This is a genomic window from Mesorhizobium sp. B2-3-4, assembly GCF_006442315.1.
Lineage (GTDB): Bacteria > Pseudomonadota > Alphaproteobacteria > Rhizobiales > Rhizobiaceae > Mesorhizobium.
The window spans coordinates 67,949-87,150 of record NZ_VFVY01000021.1 but is presented as its reverse complement, the minus strand read 5'-3'; the positions used below and the strand labels follow the sequence as shown (position 1 = coordinate 87,150).

General features: G+C 64.5%; 23 protein-coding genes. 20 read left to right on the top strand and 3 right to left on the bottom strand.

Annotation, left to right across the window (positions count from 1 at the left end):
- Positions 1–140 precede the first annotated feature (140 nt).
- From FJ967_RS26615 to FJ967_RS26570, 8 genes are all read left to right on the top strand, one after another.
- Positions 141–554 carry an organic hydroperoxide resistance protein gene (locus tag FJ967_RS26615; RefSeq protein ID WP_140735290.1) on the top strand — a complete coding sequence of 138 codons (414 nt, stop codon included), beginning with the start codon at positions 141–143 and terminating at the stop codon, positions 552–554.
- Complete coding sequence (locus FJ967_RS26610) at positions 551–1,093, top strand: MarR family transcriptional regulator (protein ID WP_140735289.1); 543 nt, start codon at positions 551–553, stop codon at positions 1,091–1,093. Before FJ967_RS26615 ends, FJ967_RS26610 begins: the two co-directional genes overlap by 4 nt.
- 202 nt (positions 1,094–1,295) lie before the next feature.
- Positions 1,296–2,093, top strand: coding sequence for a transporter substrate-binding domain-containing protein (locus FJ967_RS26605; protein ID WP_140735288.1), 798 nt, complete (start codon positions 1,296–1,298; stop codon positions 2,091–2,093).
- A gap of 261 nt (positions 2,094–2,354) precedes the next feature.
- Positions 2,355–3,164, top strand: a complete 810-nt coding sequence (locus tag FJ967_RS26595) for an amino acid ABC transporter permease (protein ID WP_140735287.1) — start codon at positions 2,355–2,357, stop codon at positions 3,162–3,164.
- A 52-nt stretch (positions 3,165–3,216) separates the two neighbouring features.
- Positions 3,217–3,852 carry a class I SAM-dependent methyltransferase gene (locus FJ967_RS26590; RefSeq protein WP_140735286.1) on the top strand — a complete coding sequence of 212 codons (636 nt, stop codon included), beginning with the start codon at positions 3,217–3,219 and terminating at the stop codon, positions 3,850–3,852.
- A gap of 284 nt (positions 3,853–4,136) precedes the next feature.
- Positions 4,137–5,546 carry a 3-isopropylmalate dehydratase large subunit gene (gene leuC / locus FJ967_RS26580; protein WP_140735285.1) on the top strand — a complete coding sequence of 470 codons (1,410 nt, stop codon included), beginning with the start codon at positions 4,137–4,139 and terminating at the stop codon, positions 5,544–5,546.
- A gap of 155 nt (positions 5,547–5,701) precedes the next feature.
- Positions 5,702–6,898 carry a GGDEF domain-containing protein gene (locus tag FJ967_RS26575; protein ID WP_140735284.1) on the top strand — a complete coding sequence of 399 codons (1,197 nt, stop codon included), beginning with the start codon at positions 5,702–5,704 and terminating at the stop codon, positions 6,896–6,898.
- 75 nt (positions 6,899–6,973) lie between these two features.
- Entirely contained in the window at positions 6,974–8,191 is a 1,218-nt protein-coding gene (locus FJ967_RS26570) for a GGDEF domain-containing protein (RefSeq protein WP_140735283.1), read from the top strand.
- On the opposite strand, the gene FJ967_RS26565 is transcribed toward FJ967_RS26570, so the two are convergent.
- A complete protein-coding gene (locus FJ967_RS26565; RefSeq protein ID WP_140735282.1) occupies positions 8,175–8,534 on the bottom strand; it encodes a hypothetical protein in 360 nt (119 codons plus the stop codon). The two genes, FJ967_RS26570 and FJ967_RS26565, sit on opposite strands and share 17 nt — an antisense overlap.
- A gap of 192 nt (positions 8,535–8,726) precedes the next feature.
- On the opposite strand from FJ967_RS26565, the gene FJ967_RS26560 reads away from it, so the two are divergent.
- From FJ967_RS26560 to FJ967_RS26530, 7 genes are all read left to right on the top strand, one after another.
- Complete coding sequence (locus FJ967_RS26560) at positions 8,727–9,152, top strand: hypothetical protein (RefSeq protein ID WP_140735281.1); 426 nt, start codon at positions 8,727–8,729, stop codon at positions 9,150–9,152.
- Between the two features lie 254 nt (positions 9,153–9,406).
- Positions 9,407–9,820, top strand: a complete 414-nt coding sequence (gene sdhC, locus FJ967_RS26555; RefSeq protein WP_140735280.1) for a succinate dehydrogenase, cytochrome b556 subunit — start codon at positions 9,407–9,409, stop codon at positions 9,818–9,820.
- A 26-nt stretch (positions 9,821–9,846) separates the two neighbouring features.
- Positions 9,847–10,221 carry a succinate dehydrogenase, hydrophobic membrane anchor protein gene (sdhD, locus tag FJ967_RS26550; protein WP_181176155.1) on the top strand — a complete coding sequence of 125 codons (375 nt, stop codon included), beginning with the start codon at positions 9,847–9,849 and terminating at the stop codon, positions 10,219–10,221.
- A gap of 1 nt (position 10,222) precedes the next feature.
- A complete protein-coding gene (gene sdhA, locus FJ967_RS26545; RefSeq protein WP_140735278.1) occupies positions 10,223–12,058 on the top strand; it encodes a succinate dehydrogenase flavoprotein subunit in 1,836 nt (611 codons plus the stop codon).
- Positions 12,059–12,060: 2 nt separating this feature from the next.
- Complete coding sequence (locus FJ967_RS26540; RefSeq protein WP_140735277.1) at positions 12,061–12,495, top strand: DUF3052 family protein; 435 nt, start codon at positions 12,061–12,063, stop codon at positions 12,493–12,495.
- Positions 12,495–13,274, top strand: a complete 780-nt coding sequence (locus tag FJ967_RS26535; protein ID WP_140735276.1) for a succinate dehydrogenase iron-sulfur subunit — start codon at positions 12,495–12,497, stop codon at positions 13,272–13,274. Before FJ967_RS26540 ends, FJ967_RS26535 begins: the two co-directional genes overlap by 1 nt.
- Before the next feature lie 229 nt (positions 13,275–13,503).
- Complete coding sequence (locus tag FJ967_RS26530) at positions 13,504–14,133, top strand: YceH family protein (RefSeq protein WP_140735275.1); 630 nt, start codon at positions 13,504–13,506, stop codon at positions 14,131–14,133.
- 220 nt (positions 14,134–14,353) lie between these two features.
- On the opposite strand, the gene FJ967_RS26520 is transcribed toward FJ967_RS26530, so the two are convergent.
- Positions 14,354–14,779: an OsmC family protein gene (locus tag FJ967_RS26520; RefSeq protein ID WP_140735274.1), complete on the bottom strand. Its 426-nt coding sequence runs from the start codon at positions 14,777–14,779 to the stop codon at positions 14,354–14,356.
- Positions 14,780–15,000: 221 nt separating this feature from the next.
- Here FJ967_RS26520 and FJ967_RS26515 point away from each other — a divergent pair, with 221 nt between their 5' ends.
- From FJ967_RS26515 to FJ967_RS26505, 3 genes are all read left to right on the top strand, one after another.
- Positions 15,001–15,222 carry a hypothetical protein gene (locus FJ967_RS26515; protein WP_140735273.1) on the top strand — a complete coding sequence of 74 codons (222 nt, stop codon included), beginning with the start codon at positions 15,001–15,003 and terminating at the stop codon, positions 15,220–15,222.
- Positions 15,219–15,575, top strand: a complete 357-nt coding sequence (locus FJ967_RS26510; RefSeq protein WP_140735272.1) for a YciI family protein — start codon at positions 15,219–15,221, stop codon at positions 15,573–15,575. Before FJ967_RS26515 ends, FJ967_RS26510 begins: the two co-directional genes overlap by 4 nt.
- A 211-nt stretch (positions 15,576–15,786) precedes the next feature.
- Complete coding sequence (locus FJ967_RS26505) at positions 15,787–16,317, top strand: hypothetical protein (protein WP_140735271.1); 531 nt, start codon at positions 15,787–15,789, stop codon at positions 16,315–16,317.
- 37 nt (positions 16,318–16,354) lie between these two features.
- Here the strand turns inward: FJ967_RS26505 and FJ967_RS26500 are convergent, their stop codons facing one another.
- Positions 16,355–17,614 (bottom strand): ubiquinone biosynthesis hydroxylase, encoded by a 1,260-nt coding sequence (locus FJ967_RS26500; RefSeq protein WP_140735270.1) that lies wholly within the window; start codon positions 17,612–17,614, stop codon positions 16,355–16,357.
- A 117-nt stretch (positions 17,615–17,731) separates the two neighbouring features.
- Between FJ967_RS26500 and tesB the strand changes: the two genes are divergently transcribed.
- Together tesB and FJ967_RS26490 are read left to right on the top strand one after the other, a co-directional pair.
- On the top strand, positions 17,732–18,592 hold the full coding sequence (tesB, locus tag FJ967_RS26495) for an acyl-CoA thioesterase II (protein ID WP_140735269.1): 861 nt from the start codon (positions 17,732–17,734) through the stop codon (positions 18,590–18,592).
- 248 nt (positions 18,593–18,840) lie between these two features.
- Complete coding sequence (locus FJ967_RS26490; protein WP_137930438.1) at positions 18,841–19,179, top strand: P-II family nitrogen regulator; 339 nt, start codon at positions 18,841–18,843, stop codon at positions 19,177–19,179.
- The last annotated feature ends 23 nt before the right edge of the window (positions 19,180–19,202 follow it).

The window sequence follows — 19,202 nt, the reverse complement described above, 5'->3', positions numbered from 1 at the left end:
TTTGAAAAGGCGGCTTCGGCCGCCTTTTTTCGTTTCACCGGACTGTGAACGTTTCCCGCCCCGGAAGTCGGGAGAGCTGGTTGACATCAAATTATATAGTGTACTAAATAATCGTGTACGATATAAATGGAGATTATGACATGGCACTCTACACGACACAGGCTCACGTTACCGGCGGCCGCGCCGGCCATGGTGAGACCAGCGACGGCCTGCTCAAGGTCGATCTGGCCATGCCCAAGGAGCTTGGCGGACCGGGCGGCGCCACCAACCCCGAACAGCTTTTCGCCATCGGCTACGCCGCCTGCTTCGAAAGCGCGGTGCGCTTCGTCGCGCGTAAGCAGAAGCTGCCGCTGACGGATGCGGCGATAACATCCACCGTCAGCCTGCTCCCCAATGGCGAAGGTTTCAGGCTCGGCGTCGCGTTGGCAGTGGAGACGAAAGGCCTTGATCAGGCGGCGGCGGAAGCGCTTGTATCGGAAGCGCATCAGATTTGCCCCTATTCGAACGCCATCAGGGGCAATGTCGAGGTGGCGCTTTCGGTAAAGGCGGCATGACGACAAAGACCGAAGCGAAAGCCAGCGAAGTCCCGGCGCAAGCCGCCGGGGCGATTCCGGTGCCGCGGCTCGATCAGCAGCTCTGCTTCGCGCTCTATTCCGCGAGCGGGTTGATGACGAGGGTTTATCGCCCGTTGCTGGCGCCGCTTGGCCTCACCTATCCGCAATATCTGGTGATGCTGGCGCTGTGGGAGCGCGCGCCGAGCATTGTGGGGGATCTCGGCGAGGCGCTGGGCCTCGATTCGGCGACGCTGACGCCGCTGCTCAAGCGCATGGAGGCGGGCGGCCTCGTCACCCGCAGGCGCGATCCCGCCGACGAGCGCCGGGTGCTGGTCGAGCCGACCGCGAAAGGCCAGGCGCTGCGCGGCGCCATGAAGGATGTCCAGGACGGGCTCGCCTGCGGCGTGCCGTTGAGGCCTGCCGAAGTGAAAGCCCTGCACGCCACGCTCACTCAACTTGTCGCGGGCCTGCGCGAAGCCACGGCCGATGACCGCCCGACGAAAACGGATGGCGCAGTCTCAGACAAGGACAAACTCTAGCTGCCAGGCGGGCGCCATTCAGGCAGCGGATCATTCCGAAATCCCAGGCCCGAAATCGTGGGATCAAGGTATTCGAATCCGTTTTCGCATGGGCTGACGAAGTGGAGCGTCTTGCATGACGCATGCGGAAAGCTAAAGTCGGCGCCGTATTTTCTGCAAGCCCGGCCGATATCCGGGCGCTTTCAATTTCCGGGAGTGTGTCATGACCAAGTCGAAACTGCTGCTGGCCGGCCTGCTGGCCCTCGTCCTGGCGCCTGTCGCCGCCTTCGCGCAGGCGTTGCCCGATCTCGGTGGCAAAAAGGTCGTGGTGGTGACCGAGAACGCCTATCCGCCGCTGCAGTTCATCGACCCCAAGACCAGCAAGCAGATCGGCTGGGAATATGACGCCATGAACGAGATCGCCAAGCGGCTGAATTTCAAGGTCGAGTACCAGAACACGTCCTGGGACGCGATGATCCAGGCGGTTTCCGACAACCAGTACAATATCGGCATGACCGGCATCACCATCAAGGACGACCGCAAGGAGAAGGTCGATTTTTCCGACCCCTATATGCGCTCGGAACAGTTCATGCTGGTGCGCGGCGATGAAAGCCGCTTCACCGACGCCAAAACCTTCGGCGCCTTCAAGGACGGGCTGATCGGGGCGCAGGCCGGCACAACGCCGTTCTACACCGCCGTCTACAGCGTGCTCGACGGCAATGAGCAGAACCCGCGCATCAAACTGTTCGAAACCTTCGGCGCCACCGTGCAGGCGCTGAAGTCGGGTGACGTCGATGTGGTGCTGACCGACGGCACCGCCGGCAAGGGCTATGTCGACGCCTCCGAGGGCAAGCTGAAACTGATCGGCGGCCCGCTCGGCACCGAGGATTTCGGCTTCATCTTCCCGAAAGGCTCGGATCTGGTGAAGCCGGTCAACGCCGCGATCGCGGCACTCAAGGCCGACGGCACGTTCGATGCGCTGAACAAGAAGTGGTTCCTCGATTACAAGATGGGGCAGTAGTTCCATTTTGTTGACGGCAGTGGCTGTGCACGAAATCGCGCCGGGATTGCGCCCGGGGCCCCCTCTCTGCCCTGCCGGGCATCTCCCCCTCAAGGGGGGAGATTGGCTGTTTCTTCCGCTTTCGCCAATCACCAACGCTGCAAGAAGAGTGCCGTCGACGAAGCTGCTAATCTCCCCCCTTGAGGGGGAGATGGCCGGCAGGCCAGAGAGGGGGGCCTGGGCGCTTCTGTCTCCGGATTTCTACGCCGGTTGCCTCGCCTGATGGCCGCACCCTCCACGACCAAATCCGAATTCCCCTGGTGGCTGGCCGTTGCCTGCGTGCTTGCCCTGGCGGCGGCTTTGTTCATCGCGGCCAGCGATCTCTATGCCCAAGTCTTCGCCACCGTCGCCAAGGGCATCGGCATCACCGTCTTCGTCACCGTGGTCGCTTTCGCGCTTGCCTCGGCGATCGGCCTCGGCATCGCGCTGATGGGCCTGTCGGGTTCGCAATGGCTGCGGCAGATCGCGCGTTTCTATGTCGAGATCATTCGTGGCGTGCCAATCCTGGTGCTGTTGTTCTGGATCGCGTTTGCCGGCGCGCCGGCCTTTGTCGCTGGCTGGAACGCGCTGACCGCACCATTGCAAAGCGCGGGCATTCTCGGCGAGTTGCTGGTGCGCGACGTGTCGTTGCTGTGGCGCGCCATCATGGCGCTGACCATCGGCTATTCCGCCTTCATCTCCGAGGTCTTCCGCGCCGGCATCCAGTCGGTCGAGAAGGGCCAGATCGAGGCGGCGAAGGCGCTTGGGCTGACGCGGGCGCAACGCTTCCGGCTGATCGTGTTTCCGCAGGCGATCCGCACCATATTGCCACCGCTCGGCAATGATTTCGTCGCCCTGGTCAAGGATTCCTCGCTGGTCTCGGTGCTCGGCGTCGCCGACATCACCCAGATGGGCAAGGTCTATGCCGCCGGCTCGTTCCGCTTCTTCGAGACCTATTCGATAACGGCCTATATCTATCTCATCCTCACCGTCGGCCTGTCACTCTCGCTCAGGGCGCTGGAGCGGCGTCTGCGCCGCCAGCACGAGGAATAGTTTTTCGGCAAGGACAGGGTTAGTGTCCTGTCGACATGGTTGGGGAGGTCTCATGATCGTCGACAAAGCCAATGCGGCGCTGGATTCCGTCTATGGTGCCGACAAGCCCGAAACGCTGGCGCAAGCCTATGCCGCATGGGCCGCGACCTATGACAGCGAAACCGCTTCGCTTGGTTATCTCCTGCCGTTCCTGATCACGGCCTGGGTGGCGCGGCACGTGCCGGCGGGCGAAGGGCCGCTGCTCGACGCGGGCTGCGGCACCGGCCTGTCCGGACCGTCGCTTAAGGCGCTGGGCTATGGCGACATTGCCGGGCTCGACCTGTCGGAGGACATGCTGAAGATAGCCGGCGGCCGCAATGCCTATGGCGAATTGAAGCAGGCGATGCTGGGCGGACCGTTGCCCTGGCCCGACGGTCATTTTCGCGCCTTCTTCTCGACCGGCGTGTTCACCATCAGCCATGCGCCGGCGTCGGGCCTGCACGAACTGGTGCGCATAACGAAGAAGGGCGGCCACGCCATCTTCACCGTGCGCGACCAGGTTTTTGAAAGCGGCGGGTTCCAGGCGGTGTTCGACGCGCTTGCCCGGGCAGGGAAGTGGCGGCTGGCCGAGGAGAGCCCCTGGTTTCGCTGCTACGCGATCGGCGACCCTGAGGCGCTGGTGAAGACGTTCGTGTTCAACGTGCTGTGAGGGGCACCCACTTCCTTCCCCCACAAGGGGAGAAGGGAAGAAGTGCACCGCCCACGCTGCAATTGCCGAAAAGCCAAAACATTGCTATCTACCCCGGCATGGAAAAGCTTTTCAGCGATCCGGCCTACAAGGGGTTCGTGCTGCAGGACAGAAAACGCCTGCCGTCGCGCTTCTCCGCGCGCGTTTCCGGCGCCCTGACCAGCCGACTTCGCTGATCCCTGACGGCCGGCCGCGGGCTTGCGGCATCAGCTTTTTCCCATTCTCATATCGACGGATTTACGCACATGAGCGCACCGCGCACCCTCTACGACAAGATTTTCGATGACCATGTCGTCGACCGCCAGGACGACGGCACCTGCCTGCTCTATATCGACCGCCATCTCGTCCATGAAGTGACCAGCCCGCAGGCCTTCGAAGGCCTGCGCATGAGCGGCCGCAAAGTCCGCCATCCGGAAAAGACACTGGCCGTGGTCGATCACAATGTCTCGACCTCGCCCGAACGCAAGTTCGGCATCAAGAACGAGGAAAGCCGCATCCAGGTCGAGGCGCTGGCCAAGAACGCCAGGGATTTCGGCGTCGAGTATTATTCCGAGAACGACATCCGCCAGGGCATCGTCCACATCATCGGCCCGGAGCAGGGCTTCACGCTGCCCGGCATGACCATCGTCTGCGGCGACAGCCACACCTCCACGCATGGTGCTTTTGGAGCATTGGCGCACGGCATCGGCACGTCGGAGGTCGAGCATGTGCTGGCCACGCAGACGCTGATCCAGCGCAAGGCCAAGAACATGCTGGTGCGCGTCGACGGCGTGCTGCCGGAAGGCGTCACCGCCAAGGACATCATCCTGGCCATCATCGGCGAGATCGGCACCGCTGGCGGCACCGGCTATGTCATCGAATATGCCGGCGAGGCGATCCGCTCGCTGTCGATGGAAGGCCGCATGACGATCTGCAACATGTCGATCGAGGGCGGCGCGCGTGCCGGCCTGATCGCCGCCGACGAGACCACCTTCGCCTATGTCAAGGACAAGCCGCGCGCGCCCAAGGGCGCCGCGTGGGATGCGGCGCTCGAATATTGGAAGACGCTGCAGTCGGACGAAGGCGCGCATTTCGACAAGGTGATCATCCTCGACGCGGCCAAGCTGCCGCCGATCGTCTCGTGGGGCTCCTCGCCCGAGGACGTGGTTTCTGTGCAGGGCGTCGTTCCCAACCCGGAAGAGATCACCGACGAGAACAAGCGCACCTCGAAGATCCGCGCGCTCGACTATATGGGGCTGACGCCCGGCACCAAGATCACCGACATCGCGCTCGATCGTGTCTTCATCGGCTCCTGCACCAATGGCCGCATCGAGGATCTTCGCGCCGTGGCCAAGGTGGTCGAAGGCAAGACGGTCAGCGCGCATGTCGATGCCATGATCGTGCCGGGCTCCGGCCTGGTCAAGGAACAGGCGGAAGCCGAGGGTCTCGACAAGATCTTCATCGCCGCCGGCTTCGACTGGCGCGAGCCGGGCTGCTCGATGTGCCTGGCCATGAACGACGACCGGCTGAAGCCGCATGAACGCTGCGCGTCGACCTCGAACCGCAATTTCGAGGGCCGGCAGGGTTTCAAGGGCCGCACCCATCTGGTGTCGCCGGCCATGGCGGCGGCGGCGGCGATCGCCGGCCACTTCGTCGACATTCGCGACTGGAAGTAGGCCGTCTCGATCCCGAGCGCATGTCAGGCCCCGGACGGCATTGCCGGCCGGGGTTTTTTCATGCATGCGGCCGCATACTCGGCTTGGCTTAACCGCTTGTTTGCGCTTGCCCTCTATGATCTTCCCCGACGTTAGCAGAGGGAAGTCACCGTCCTTTGGACACCGGCCTGTTCATAGCGTTGCTCAATCCAACGATCGCGCTGGCGCTCGGCGCGGCGTTCCTGGTGCTGTGGTTCCACCAGCGCCATCGCCCCTATCTGGCGGTGCTGGGGACAAGCTACGGCGTCTCGGCGGCCGGCTTCCTGCTCCAGTACTTCACCTTGCCGATCGGCATGCAGCTGACCAAGCTGGCGTCCAACATCTGCTTCACCTTTGCTGCCTGCTGCCTGTCCGGTGCCATCGTCGCCCGCTACAGCCGGAGGGTGCCTTATGTTGGTATCGGGGTGTTCGCGGGAGGCGGGCTGGCGTCGTTGTGCTGGTTCCTGTTCGTCGCGCCGGATCTGACCTGGCGCATCCTGGCGATGAATTTCGCCTTCGGCGGCCTGAGTCTGCTGGTCGCCGCCGAACTGCGGCCGGTGCGCAACCATGGGCCGACCGAAAAAATCTTGTTCGTGCTGTCGCTCTTGTCCGGGCTCAACTTCTTCGTGCGCACCCTTGTCGTCGTCATCGCGCATGGGCCGTTCACCAGCTATGACGGCTTCTACGGCTCGTCCTACTGGACGACGGCGCTGTTGTCGCACGCCCTGCTGTCGCTGCTGATCGCGCTTTGCCTGTTCACCGCCGCCGCGCTCGACGTGATGAAGGCGCTGAAGACGGAAACCTATACCGATCCGCTGTCGGGGTTGCTCAACCGCCGTGGTTTCGAGGAGCGTGCCGCCATGCTGTTGCAGCGTTGCGCCCAGGCCAGGTTCCCGGTGGCGCTGGTGCTGGCCGACCTCGACCATTTCAAGGCCCTCAACGACGTGCATGGGCACGCCGCCGGCGACCGGGTAATCGCCGACTTCGCCGCCAAGCTGCGCTCGGCCACGGGAGCACGAGGGGCGGCGGGGCGCATCGGCGGCGAGGAATTCGCCGTGCTCCTGCCGCTGACCGATCTTGCCGCCGCGCGGCTGTTCGCCGAGGCGGTGCGCACGATCTATTCGGCTGGCGGGGTCGACGGGCTTCCCGCCGGCACCAAGGTCACCGCCAGCTTCGGCGTCGCGGCCCGCAGCGGTGACGAGACGCTGGAACCCTTGATGCGCCGGGCCGACGAGGCGCTCTACAAGGCCAAGAAGAACGGCCGCGACAGCGTACGCCTGTCCTACGAACGACCCGAGACGGTGTTCGTGCCCGAGCCGCTCAAGGCCGGTTGACCGCGGGCTGCCGCGCCTGGCGTTAACGTCTTTTTCGCCCGTCGATGTTTAGCTGTCGGCAGGGTTTGAGGATTTATGAGCGGCGCCAACTTCATCCTGTTGATCAATCTGGCGGTTGCCGGCCTGCTGGCGGCTTCCTTCATGGCGGTCTCATTCCAGGATGTCGGGCGCGCGCCGGCGCGCTGGCTGGCGTCGGGGTATGTCCTGGGCATGGTCTATTCGGCCATCGAATTCAGCATACCGGCCTTCAGCGACGCGCGGCTCCCGGTGGTTGCCGCCTTCGCCGTTTTCCTTGGCGCCACCATTGCCTTCAATGGCGGGCTTGCTCGCAAATACGGCGTGGCGCCGCCATGGACGCCGATGCTGGCCTTCCTGGCCGCGGCCACCGTCGCGGTTTATGTCGTGCAGGATCTGCCGCGCCAGTCCCTTACCCGCATGATGGCCTATCAGCTTCCCTACGCGGCCATGCAGTTCGTCGGCCTCGGCATCGTCTGGTCTTCGAGGCAAAGCCGTGGTCGCCTCGACCTGATCCTGATGATGGTGCTGGCCGCCAGCGGCCTGCAGTTTGCCTCGAAGCCGTTCATCGCGCATGCGCTCGGCGGCTGGGGCGCCAATCCGCAGGCCTATCTGCAAAGCAGCTACGCGCTGGTGTCGCAATCACTCGGCACCGTCTTCGCGCTGGCGCTGGCGCTGCTTGTGCTGGCCATCCTGGTTCGCGACGTGCTTGCCGACGTGACGTCGAAGTCGCAAGTGGACACGCTGTCGGGCCTGCTCAACCGTGGCGGCTTCACACGTCACGCCGAGCTGGCCGTGAACGGCGCCACCCGGCTCGCCATGCCGGTGGCACTCGTCATTGCCGATCTCGACCATTTCAAGACCGTCAACGACAGCTTCGGCCATGCCTCCGGCGACCGGGTGATCGAGGCCTTCGCCGGCCTCTTGCGTGACGCAGCCGAGGGCCATCACGTGGTCGGCCGCATCGGCGGCGAGGAGTTCGCCGTTATCCTGACAGGAGCCAATCTCGCGGCCGCCCGGCTGTTCGCGGAAGGCGCCCGCAACGCCTTCGGCGCATTGCCCATCGACGGCTTGCCGGCCAACAGCCGCTGCACGTCGAGCTTCGGCATCGCCGAACTCCACGCGGGCGAAGGCTTCCCGGATCTGATGCGGCGCGCGGACGAGGCGCTCTATCTGGCAAAGAATGCCGGCCGCGATTGCGTGCGGGTCTCCACCGGGCCGTCCGATGGGCTGGCCGCGATAAGAGCCGGTCAGGTCCGTATCAACGGCAGGGGCTGAGCTGCGGCATCTCGCCTTCGGAAAGGCCGTACATATAACTGCGGCCCTTGACGAACACCGGCGGGCGATAGCAGTCGGCGCCCGATATGTCGTCTGATTCGTTCTGGTAGATCACCTTGGGCTGGCCGGCGCTGGTGTAGTCGGACAATTGCTTGGCCAGCCGGCCTTCGCCGACGAGGATGCGCTTGTAGCCGGCAGCGCTGTCGATGACGAGATTGCCGAAGGAATCCGCGTAGACGCGGTCATGGTGGCGCAAGCCGGCCTCGGCCGGTGCGGTCACCGCGACGGCAAGTGCCGCCAGGGTGACGGCGGCGAGGTTTGCCCGCACTGATTTCGAACGCATGTCGCTCTCCCTTTGTCGGCGCGGGAGGATCGCGCCGATCCGAATCGGAAATTAACCCTTTCTTAACCTTTGTTAAGAGGAGGAGCGCGCCGACGGCCCTTTCTTAAGGAACATGGTTAATTTTGCGCGGCCTGGCGAACTTGATCTTGGCGCGCCGCGTGGCTAGCGTGCCCGCACATGAGAGGGCAGTCCATGACGTTTGGCCGAGCGGTTCGGGTGTCGTTTGTTATTCCGCTGCTTGTCGCGGCCGGTGCCTGCGTGCCGGAGAATGGCGCGCCCAAGGCTGCGAACCCGGTGACGCCGGTGGTGTCGCCAACCGCTCCTGCCCAGCAACCGCCGGCGCCGCCGGCGACCAAGATCACCACGGACCTCACCGCGCCGCGCATCGCCACGGGCACGGCCACCTACAGATGCGGCAATGGCGGCATGATCACGATCCAGAATCTCGGCACGTCGCTGCGCGTGGTCGGCCAGGAAGGCACTACCGAGGACTTCGCGGCGTCGCCGGCCAACCAGAGCAGCCGCTACCAGGCGGTGACGCATGACGCAATCGTGATCGACGGACGCGAGGCGCTGGTGATGAAAAGAGGGTCGACCCCACAGACCTGCACCCGCTGAACCGGAGCGCGACGGGGTGGCGCCCGTTGCGGACATGTTGCACTGCAGCGATATCGAGCCGGCTTGCGGCTTCAGCCCCTAATCGATTGAAGCGCGGACCGGCCATTTATTCAGACTAAATTACGTTTTCGAAACGGTTTTCTGGCTTTGACGCGGTGCAAAAAGAGCATTAGAAACCGGCTGTCCGAAGTCGCAACCGGAAGCGGCAATGCCGCATTTCCACCTGAGGCGGGAGACGCCGAACTGGGGCAGCCATGAGCAAATCACCAGCCACCCAAGCCAGACGCGAACGGCCGCTTTCGCCGCATCTGACGATCTACCGGCCGCCGATCACGATGACGATGTCGATCATCCACCGCATCACCGGCGGGGCGCTCTATTTCGGCACGCTGCTGGTTGCCGTTTGGCTGATGGCGGCGGCAAGCTCGCAAGCGACGTTCGACTGGGTCAACTGGGCGTTCGGCACCTGGCTCGGCCGGCTTGTGCTGTTCGGCTACACCTGGGCGCTGATGCACCACATGCTGGGCGGGGTGCGCCATCTGATCTGGGACACCGGCGCGGGACTGGAGAAGCACACCGCCTCGAAGATTGCGTGGGCGACGCTTGCAGGGTCGGTCCTGCTGACGATCCTGATCTGGGTCGCCGGCTATATGGCACGGGGAGCCTGATTGTGAGCGGCAAGAGCAACACCGACATGCGCACGCCGTTGGCCAGGGTCCGCGGTCTCGGCTCGTCCCACGAGGGCACGCAGCATTTCTGGCGCCAGCGGCTGACGGCGCTCGCCAACATTCCGCTGACGCTGTTCTTCGTCGGATTCCTGATCGCGCTCAACGGCGCCGGCTACGCCGAGGTGCGGGCAGCGCTCGCCAACCCGTTCGTGGCGCTGGTGATGATCCTCTTCCTGATCTCCGGGCTCTACCACATGCGTCTCGGCATGCAGGTGATCATCGAGGACTATGTGACCAGCGAAGGTCTCAAGCTGCTGACGATCGCGCTCAGCACATTTTTCACAGTAGCGGTCGGCGTCGCCTCGATCTTCGCCCTGCTCAAGCTGGCATTCGGAGGCTGAGTTGGCCAAGGACGCGAAAACAGCCAACACGGCAGGCTACACCTTTGTCGATCACAAGTTCGACGTCGTCATCGTCGGCGCCGGCGGTGCCGGCCTGCGCGCCACGCTCGGCATGGCCGAGCAGGGCCTGCGCACGGCCTGCATCACCAAAGTGTTCCCGACGCGCTCGCACACGGTCGCCGCGCAAGGCGGCATTGCGGCCTCGCTGTCCAATATGGGCCCGGATTCCTGGCAGTGGCACATGTACGACACCGTCAAGGGCTCGGACTGGCTGGGCGATGTCGATGCCATGGAGTACATGGTGCGCGAGGCGCCGGCGGCGGTCTACGAACTCGAGCACTACGGCGTGCCGTTCTCGCGCACCGAAGAGGGCAAGATCTACCAGCGGCCGTTCGGCGGCCACATGATGAATTACGGCGACGGTCCGCCCGTGCAGCGCACCTGCGCCGCCGCCGACCGCACCGGGCACGCCATCCTGCACACGCTCTACGGCCAGTCGCTGAAGAACAACGCGCAGTTCTTCATCGAGTATTTCGCGCTCGACCTGATCATGGAGCCGGACGGCACCTGCACCGGCGTCGTCGCCTGGAACCTAGACGACGGCACAATCCACCGCTTCTCGGCCAAGATGGTGGTGCTGGCGACCGGCGGCTATGGCCGCGCCTATTTCTCGGCGACCTCGGCGCATACCTGCACCGGCGACGGCGGCGGCATGGCGGCCAGGGCCGGACTGCCGCTGCAGGACATGGAATTCGTGCAGTTCCACCCGACCGGCATCTATGGCGCCGGCTGCCTGATCACCGAAGGCGCGCGCGGCGAGGGCGGCTATCTCGTCAATTCGGAAGGTGAGCGCTTCATGGAGCGCTACGCGCCGTCGGCCAAGGACCTGGCGTCGCGCGACGTGGTCTCGCGCTGCATGACGCTGGAAATCCGCGAGGGCCGCGGCGTCGGCAAGAACAAGGACCACATCTTCCTGCACCTCGATCATCTCGATCCGGCGGTGCTGCACGAGCGTCTGCCGGGCATTTCGGAATCGGCCAAGATCTTTGCCGGCGTCGATCTCACCAAGGAACCGATCCCGGTGCTGCCGACGGTCCACTACAATATGGGCGGCGTGCCGACCAATTACTGGGGCGAGGTGCTCAACCCGACCGCTGAGAATCCTGACCGGGTCTCGCCCGGCCTGATGGCGGTCGGCGAGGCGGGCTGCGCCTCGGTGCACGGCGCCAACCGGCTGGGTTCGAACTCGCTGATCGACCTGGTGGTGTTCGGCCGCGCCGCGGCGATCCGCGCCGGTCAGGTCATCGATCGCAAATCGGCGATCCCGTCGCCCAACGAAGCCTCGGTCGAGAAGATCATGGACCGCTTCGACAGGCTTCGCCACGCCAATGGCTCGACGCCAACCGCCGCCTTGCGCGAAAAGATGCAGAAGGCGATGCAGGAAGACGCCGCGGTGTTCCGCACGCAGGAATCGCTGGAAAACGGCTGCAAGCGCATCTCGGAAATCTGGACCGAGCTGAAAGACATCAAGGTCTTCGACCGCTCGATGATCTGGAACTCCGACCTCGTCGAGACGCTGGAGCTGGAAAACCTGATGGCCAACGCCATCACCACCGTCTATGGCGCCGAGGCGCGCAAGGAGAGCCGTGGGGCGCACGCGCGCGAAGACTTTTCCGCCCGCGACGACGCCAACTGGCGCAAGCACACGCTCGCCCATCTCGGCGAGGACGGCAAGGTGACGCTGACCTACCGGCCGGTGCACACCGAGCCGCTGGTGGCCGAAAAGGACGGCGGCATCAGCCTGGCCAAGATCGCGCCGAAGGCCAGGGTGTACTGACGATGGCGATGGCGGCGGGATATTCCGGCACGCCCCTTCCGGCCAAGCTCGGTCTGAAGGACGGCATGATTGCCGCCTTCATCGCGCTGCCGCCCGAACTCGCTGATATCGCCGAGGCCGTCGATTTTGCCGAGGTCGACCGGCTCACCGAATGGTCCGAGATCTCGGACGCAACTCTCAAATACGACGCGGTTCACGCTTTCACCCGGCAGCGCGCCGAGATCGAGGATCGCCTCGGCGATATCGAGGCGGCGATTAAGCGCGACGGCATGGTCTGGGTGTCGTGGCCGAAGAAGGCCTCGAAGGTGGCCACCGACGTCACCGAAGGCGTTGTCCGCGCCGAAGCGCTGAAGCTCGACCTTGTCGATGTCAAGGTCGCCGCCGTCAACGAAATCTGGTCCGGGCTGAAGCTCGTCATCCGAAAGGACCTGAGGTAATGGTCGAACTCACGCTTCCGAAGAACTCGAAGGTCCAGCAGGGCAAGACCTGGCCCAAGCCTGAGGGCGCCACCAATCTGCGGGAATACCGCATCTACCGCTGGTCGCCGGACGATGACGAGAACCCGCGCATCGACACGTATTTCGTCGACATGGACGATTGCGGGCCGATGGTGCTCGACGCGCTGCTGTGGATCAAGAACAAGATCGACCCGACGCTGACCTTGCGCCGCTCCTGCCGTGAAGGCATCTGCGGCTCCTGCGCCATGAACATAGACGGTTCCAACACGCTGGCCTGCACCAAGGGCTGTGACGACATTTCGGGCGCGGTCAAAATCTATCCGCTGCCGCATATGCCCGTGATCAAGGACCTGGTGCCCGACCTTACGAATTTCTACGCCCAGCACGCCTCGATCCAGCCCTGGCTGCAGACCGTCTCGCCGACGCCGGCCAAGGAATGGCTGCAGAGCCACGAGGACCGCGAAAAGCTCGACGGGCTCTACGAGTGCATCCTGTGCGCCTGCTGCTCGACCTCGTGCCCGAGCTACTGGTGGAACGGTGACCGCTATCTCGGCCCGGCGACGCTTTTGCAGGCCTATCGCTGGCTGATCGACAGCCGCGACGAGGCCAAGGGCGAGCGGCTCGACAATCTGGAAGATCCGTTCCGGCTCTATCGCTGCCACACCATCATGAACTGCGCGCAGACCTGCCCGAAGGGCCTCAACCCGGCCAAGGCGATTGCCGAGATCAAGAAGATGATGGTGGAGCGACGGGTTTAGACGTAGCGGATTTGCTGCAAACCTCGGACGTAGCGATCCGCCGCGCCCTCCTCTGTCCTGCCGGACATCTCCCCACTTGGGGGAGATTGGTTGTCATCGCGGCTTTCGCCAATTTCCACTGTTGAAGGATAACGCGCTGTCGGCGAAGCTGCCGATCTCCCCCCAAGTGGGGAGATCGGCAGGACAGAGGGGGCGCTGTCCCGCCAGCCTCAGAAAGGATTGTAATCCAGTGAGCGAAGACCTTCCCATCCTGTCCCCCGCCGAAGCCCGGGTGCTCGGCTGCCTGATCGAGAAGAAGGAACTGACGCCGGACGTCTATCCGCTGACGCTCAACAGCGCGCATGCGGCCGCCAACCAGAAGACGGCGCGCGAACCGGTCATGGCGTTGGAGCAGACCGAGGTGCACCGGGCTTTGAAGCTGCTCGAGCAGAAGGGTCTGGTGCGGCAGATGTTCGGGTCGCGCGTCGAGCGCTACGAGCACCAGATGGCGCAGCGCTTCTCGCTGACCACGCCGCAGACCGCCTTGCTCGGCCAGCTCCTGCTGCGCGGGCCGCAGACGGCGCATGAGCTTCTGGCGCGGAGTGAGCGCATGGCGCGGTTTTCGTCGATCGAGGATCTGCGCGGCGAACTCGACATGCTGATCGGCCGCCGGCCGGCGCTGGTCCAGGAGATACCGCGCGGACCGGGCCAGCGCGAGGACCGCTACGTGCATCTGCTCGCCGGGCCGGTGGACATGGCTGCCTTGTCGGCGCAGCGGAGTGCGGCTGCCATGCCTGCTTCCGAACTGGAAGCGAGGGTGGAGGCGCTGGAGCAGGAAGTCGCGGCCTTGCGCGCGCGGCTCGACGCGCTGGGGGCTTAGCCGTAAACGGACAGGTTGGCGCGAGGCCCCCCTCTCTGTCCTGCCGGACATCTCCCCCTCAAGGGGGGAGATCAGATGTCATGCCGGCTTTCGCAAATCACCAACGTTGCAAGAGAAGCGCCAGCGCTGGAACTGCCAATCTCCCCCCCTTTGAGGGGGAGATGCCCGGCAGGGCAGAGAGGGGGGCGAAGGATCTCTGCCCCTCAGATAGAAACGCCGATCACCCCAGCTTCGCGTCGAGCGACACTTTGATCGCGCCGAGCGCCTTCGACACCGGGCATTCGGCCTTGGCCTTCTCGGCCAGTTCCTTGAACTTCGCCGCATCGATGCCGGGCACCTTGCCGACCAGCGTGATGGCGCTGCCGGTGATGCCGGTGCCGGGGACAAGCGTCACCACCGCCTTGGCGTCGAGTTCGGCCGCGGGCGTGCCGTTCTCGGCCAGGAAATGCGAAAGCTGCATGGCGTAGCAGCCGGCATGGGCCGCCGCGATCAGTTCCTCCGGATTGGTACCGGATTTGCCGGTCTCGTCCTGGAAACGCATCTTGAAGGAATAGGGTGCGCCTTTCAGGGCGCCGCTTTGCGTGTCGAGCGTGCCTTTGCCCTCGGTGAGATTGCCTTTCCAGACGGCGTTCGCGGTGCGGTCCATGGAGTCCTCCTTGGTTGTCGTGGCCTTGTATCGCCGGGTCGAACCCCGGCGTCGGGTCAACTATAGCGCGGGCGTCCGCGAAGACCACTGCGCCGTTTGCAGCACACCAAGATGACAGCGCAGCGCGCCCCCGCAAAAATAGCCGCGCGAAAATGTAGACTTCCGTCCGGTCCGGCCGTCCTGCGGTTGGCCATATCATCGGTGGCCGGATGGAGATTGTCATGGACGACATGTTTTTCACAATGTGGCAAAGGCCGGGCCGCGGCGCCGGGCGAAGGCAGGATTTCTGGCTTGATCCGCCGGCCTCGGGCCTTGGCCGCCTTCTGGCCGCGCTCGTCATCATCGGGGCCTCGGCCTGTCTTCTCGATCACGCGGCTGCCGGCAAGGCCGACATGCCCATCACCGCATCTTATGGTTCATCGCAGCAAGGGAGCTCGAAATGAAGTATGTCTGTCTGGTCTATGGAGAGGAAAAGGACCTTTACGCCCTCACCGCCGAGCGGGGGGCCAAGCTCAACGCCGACTCGCTGGCCTATGACAGGACACTGGACCAGCAGGGCAAGCTGATCGTCGCCGAAGCCCTTCAATCCGTGTCATCGGCCAGGACGGTGCGCCGGCGCGGGGGCAAGCGGCTGGTCCTCGACGGTCCGTTCGCCGAAACCAAGGAGCAATTGCTCGGGTTCATCATGGTCGAGGCGGGTACGCTCGATGAGGCACTCGACATCGCCGCCGGCATCCCGCTGGCCGAAATCGGCACGGTCGAGGTGAGGGCGGTCTACGACATACCGGGATCGTAGACTGGCCGGGATCGTAGACTGGCCGGGATCATGGCGGGCCGGGATCATGGCGCGGCCCTGACCCCGGCGGTCGTGCTGGCGGAATCAGGCTTGTTATCCGCCTAAGTTTCACCAGTCGTGAATTGAATTTTCTTCACGCAAGGCAACTCTTGCGTGTTGAAGCAGGGCGCGGGTTCTCCTATCGTCGCGGCGATTTCGAGGGGATTTCGAGATGCCTTTCCTGATTGCGATCCTTGGCGCGCTGGGCGCGGCGGCGTTCTGGTGGTACCGGATGAAGGCGATGAACGATGCCGCGCGCGAGGTCGCCGACGTCGTCGGCCGCGTGCAGGGCAACATCAGGCGCAAGAAGTTGCGCAAGCAGGCGGCGCTGTCGCCGCTGACAGCGATCGACGATCCGGTGGTGGCGGCCGCGACGCTGATCACCGCGATGGTTTCGGAAGACGGCCCGGTCCTGCCGCAGCGCGAAGCGGTCATCCGCGAGGTGATTTCGCAGATCGCCGATGGCCCCAAGAAGACCGATGAAGCGGTTGTCTACGCCAAGTGGGCCGCCGCGCAGATCGACGACACCACCATCGTCATCGACAAGCTGGCGCCGTTCCTGCGCGAAAAGCTCGATCCGCATGAGCGGGAAGACCTGCTGCAAATGCTGAATCGCGTGGCCCAGGGCGGCGAACAGCGCCTGAAAATCCAGGACCAGCGAGTGTTGCGGCTGAGGCAGAAGCTCGGGTTCGAGGTCAACTGAGCACGGAATCGGCTGAAGCCTCGGGTGCTGGCGAGGCTCAGATCGCCTCGCCCTTCAACAGCCTCGGTGTGCCGGCCGACAGCCCCGAGGCCTGGCGGATGAAAAAATCCTTCAGCCTCGGCATGCGCTCGACGAGACCAAGGCCGATATCGCGCACGGTGCGCAGCGGCGTGATGTCGTTGGAAAACAACCGGTTCAGCACATCGGTCGTGACGCCCATCTGCACGGTGTCGAAACGGCGCCATTGCTGGTAGCGCTCCAGCACGTCGAGCGCGCCGATGTCCTGGCCGAGCCGGTCGGCCTCGACGATCACCTCGGCAAGCGCGGCGACGTCCTTGAAGCCGAGATTGAGGCCCTGTCCGGCGATCGGATGGATGCCATGGGCGGCGTCGCCGGCGAGTGCGATGCGCGGTGCCACGAAGGCGCGCGCGATGGTCAGTCCAAGCGGCCAGGCGCGCGGCTTGTCCGCGACGCGGATCTCGCCGAGCTGCAGGCCGAAGCGCTGTTCGAGCTCATGCTCGAAGACGAGATCGTCGCCCTCGACGAGCGCCTTGGCATCTTGTGCCCGCTCGACCCAGACGATCGACGAGCGGTTGGTGCCGTCCTCGCCGGGTTTCAGCGGCAGCGTGGCGAACGGGCCGGCGGGCAGGAAATGCTCTTCGGCGCGGCCATTATGCGGCCGTTCATGCGCCACGGTGCAGACGATGCCGGACTGGCCGTATTCCCATTTGACAGTCTTGATGCCGGCCATGTCGCGCAGCCTGGAGTTGACGCCATCGGCGGCAACCAGCAGCCGCGCCGTCAGCGCGGCGCCATCGGCCAGATGCACCGATATGCCGGCGCCGCTGGTTTCGAAGCCTTGCACCGCCACGCCTTCGACGATGTCGATGCCGAGCTTCTCGGCCTTAGCCCGCAAGGCGCCGTTCAGCGCCCTGTTGGCGACCATGTGCGCGAAGGGTTCGCCCGCCGCCACTTCGCCGCCAAAGGTCAGGAAGACCGGGCGCACCGGATCGGCGCTGCGCGAATCGGTGATGATCATCTCGGTGATCGCCTGCGCCTGTGGCGCGATCTCAGCCCAGACGCCGAGCTGGTCGAGCATGCGGCAGGCGGCCGCCGCGATGGCCGAGGCGCGGCCGTCTCTTTGCCATGAGCCGGCGGGCGCGGCATCGACCAGCGCCACGGCAAGGCCTGGGCGGGCCTGCTTCAGCGAGACGGCGGCGGCCAGCCCGACATAGCCGGCGCCGGCGACGAGAACATCGAGCCCGGATCTGGTCTTGGCGTCCGCCTTGCGGTCCATTGTCTCGGCTCCTTCTCTCGGCGACCCTTTGGGCGTGCCTGCGGGGCCCTGCGCCCTTGACGGCTCGTGCTTCCTGTCGGAAACCGCCATAGCAATTTTGCGGCGAGGTCACAAAACATGATGGCGGCGATCGACGAGCTTCTGCGCATTCTCGACCTCGAGAAACTGGAACACAATCTGTTCCGTGGTCGCAGCCCCCAGGTGGAGTGGCAGCGCGTGTTCGGCGGCCAGACGATCGCGCAGGCGCTGGTGGCGGCGCAGCGGACGGTGGAGCCGGACCGTTTCGTGCATTCGCTGCACGGCTATTTCATGCGGCCCGGCGACATCAAGGTGCCGATCATCTATGAGGTCGACCGCATCCGCGACGGCGGCTCCTTCACCACGCGGCGTGTGCTGGCGATCCAGCACGGGCAGGCGATCTTCTCGCTGGAAGCCTCGTTCCAGGTCGACGAGAAGGGGCTCGAGCACCAGTTCGCCCTGCCCGACGACGTGCCGCCGCCCGAAGGGCTGAAGACGCAGCGCGAATTGCTCGAAACGGCCGACCGCGTGCCGGAAGCCGTGCGCCGTTTCTGGGCGCGCGAGCGGCCGCTGGAGCTGAGGCCCGTCAACCTCCAGCACTATGAGAGCCGCGACAAGCTGCCGCCCCGGCAGAATGTCTGGATCCGCCTGGCCGGACCGGTGCCCGACGACCGCGCGCTGCAGTCGGTGCTGCTCGCCTATCTCTCCGACATGACGCTGCTCGACACCTCGACCTTCGCGCATGGACGCGGCCTGTTCGACCCCGACATCCAGGCGGCAAGCATCGACCATTCGATGTGGTTCCACCGGCCGCATCCGCTCGACGGCTGGCTGCTCTATGCGCAGGACAGTCCCTCGAGCTCGGGATCGCGGGGTTTCAGCCGCGGCACGCTCTATGCCCGCGACGGTACGCTGATCGCCTCGATGGCGCAGGAAGGGCTGATCCGGCTCAAGCGTTGAGCACTCCCGACGGCAGAAGCTAGCGAATTAGGCAATTTCGAAAAATTGCTTAATTTCTGAGCATATGCTGTGCCGCGATTCATCGCGCGGGGCCGCCGCGGTGGCCTCAATCCCTTTATTTACAACAGGTTAACACCCTGCTTCGGCACTTGGCACGGAGCTTGAATCCTTGGGAGCACTCTCCGGCTCCTCGGGATCGGTGAAGGTGTGCAAACGCGGGAGACCGCAACAGCAAAGGGTGAAACCTTATGAAAATCGTGATGGCAATCATCAAGCCGTTCAAGCTGGACGAGGTGCGCGAAGCGCTCACCGCGGTCGGCATCCAGGGCCTGACCGTCACCGAAGTCAAAGGCTACGGGCGTCAGAAGGGACATACGGAAATCTATCGCGGGGCGGAATACGCGGTCTCTTTCCTGCCGAAGATCAAGATCGAGGTCGCGGTCGGCGCCGACATGGTCGACAAGGCCGTCGAAGCCATCACAGCCGCGGCCAAGACCGGCCAGATCGGCGACGGCAAGATCTTCGTCTTCGGTATCGACCAGGCGGTGCGCATCCGTACCGGCGAAACAGACAGCGACGCACTCTAAGCGGCGAACACGTATTCCAATGG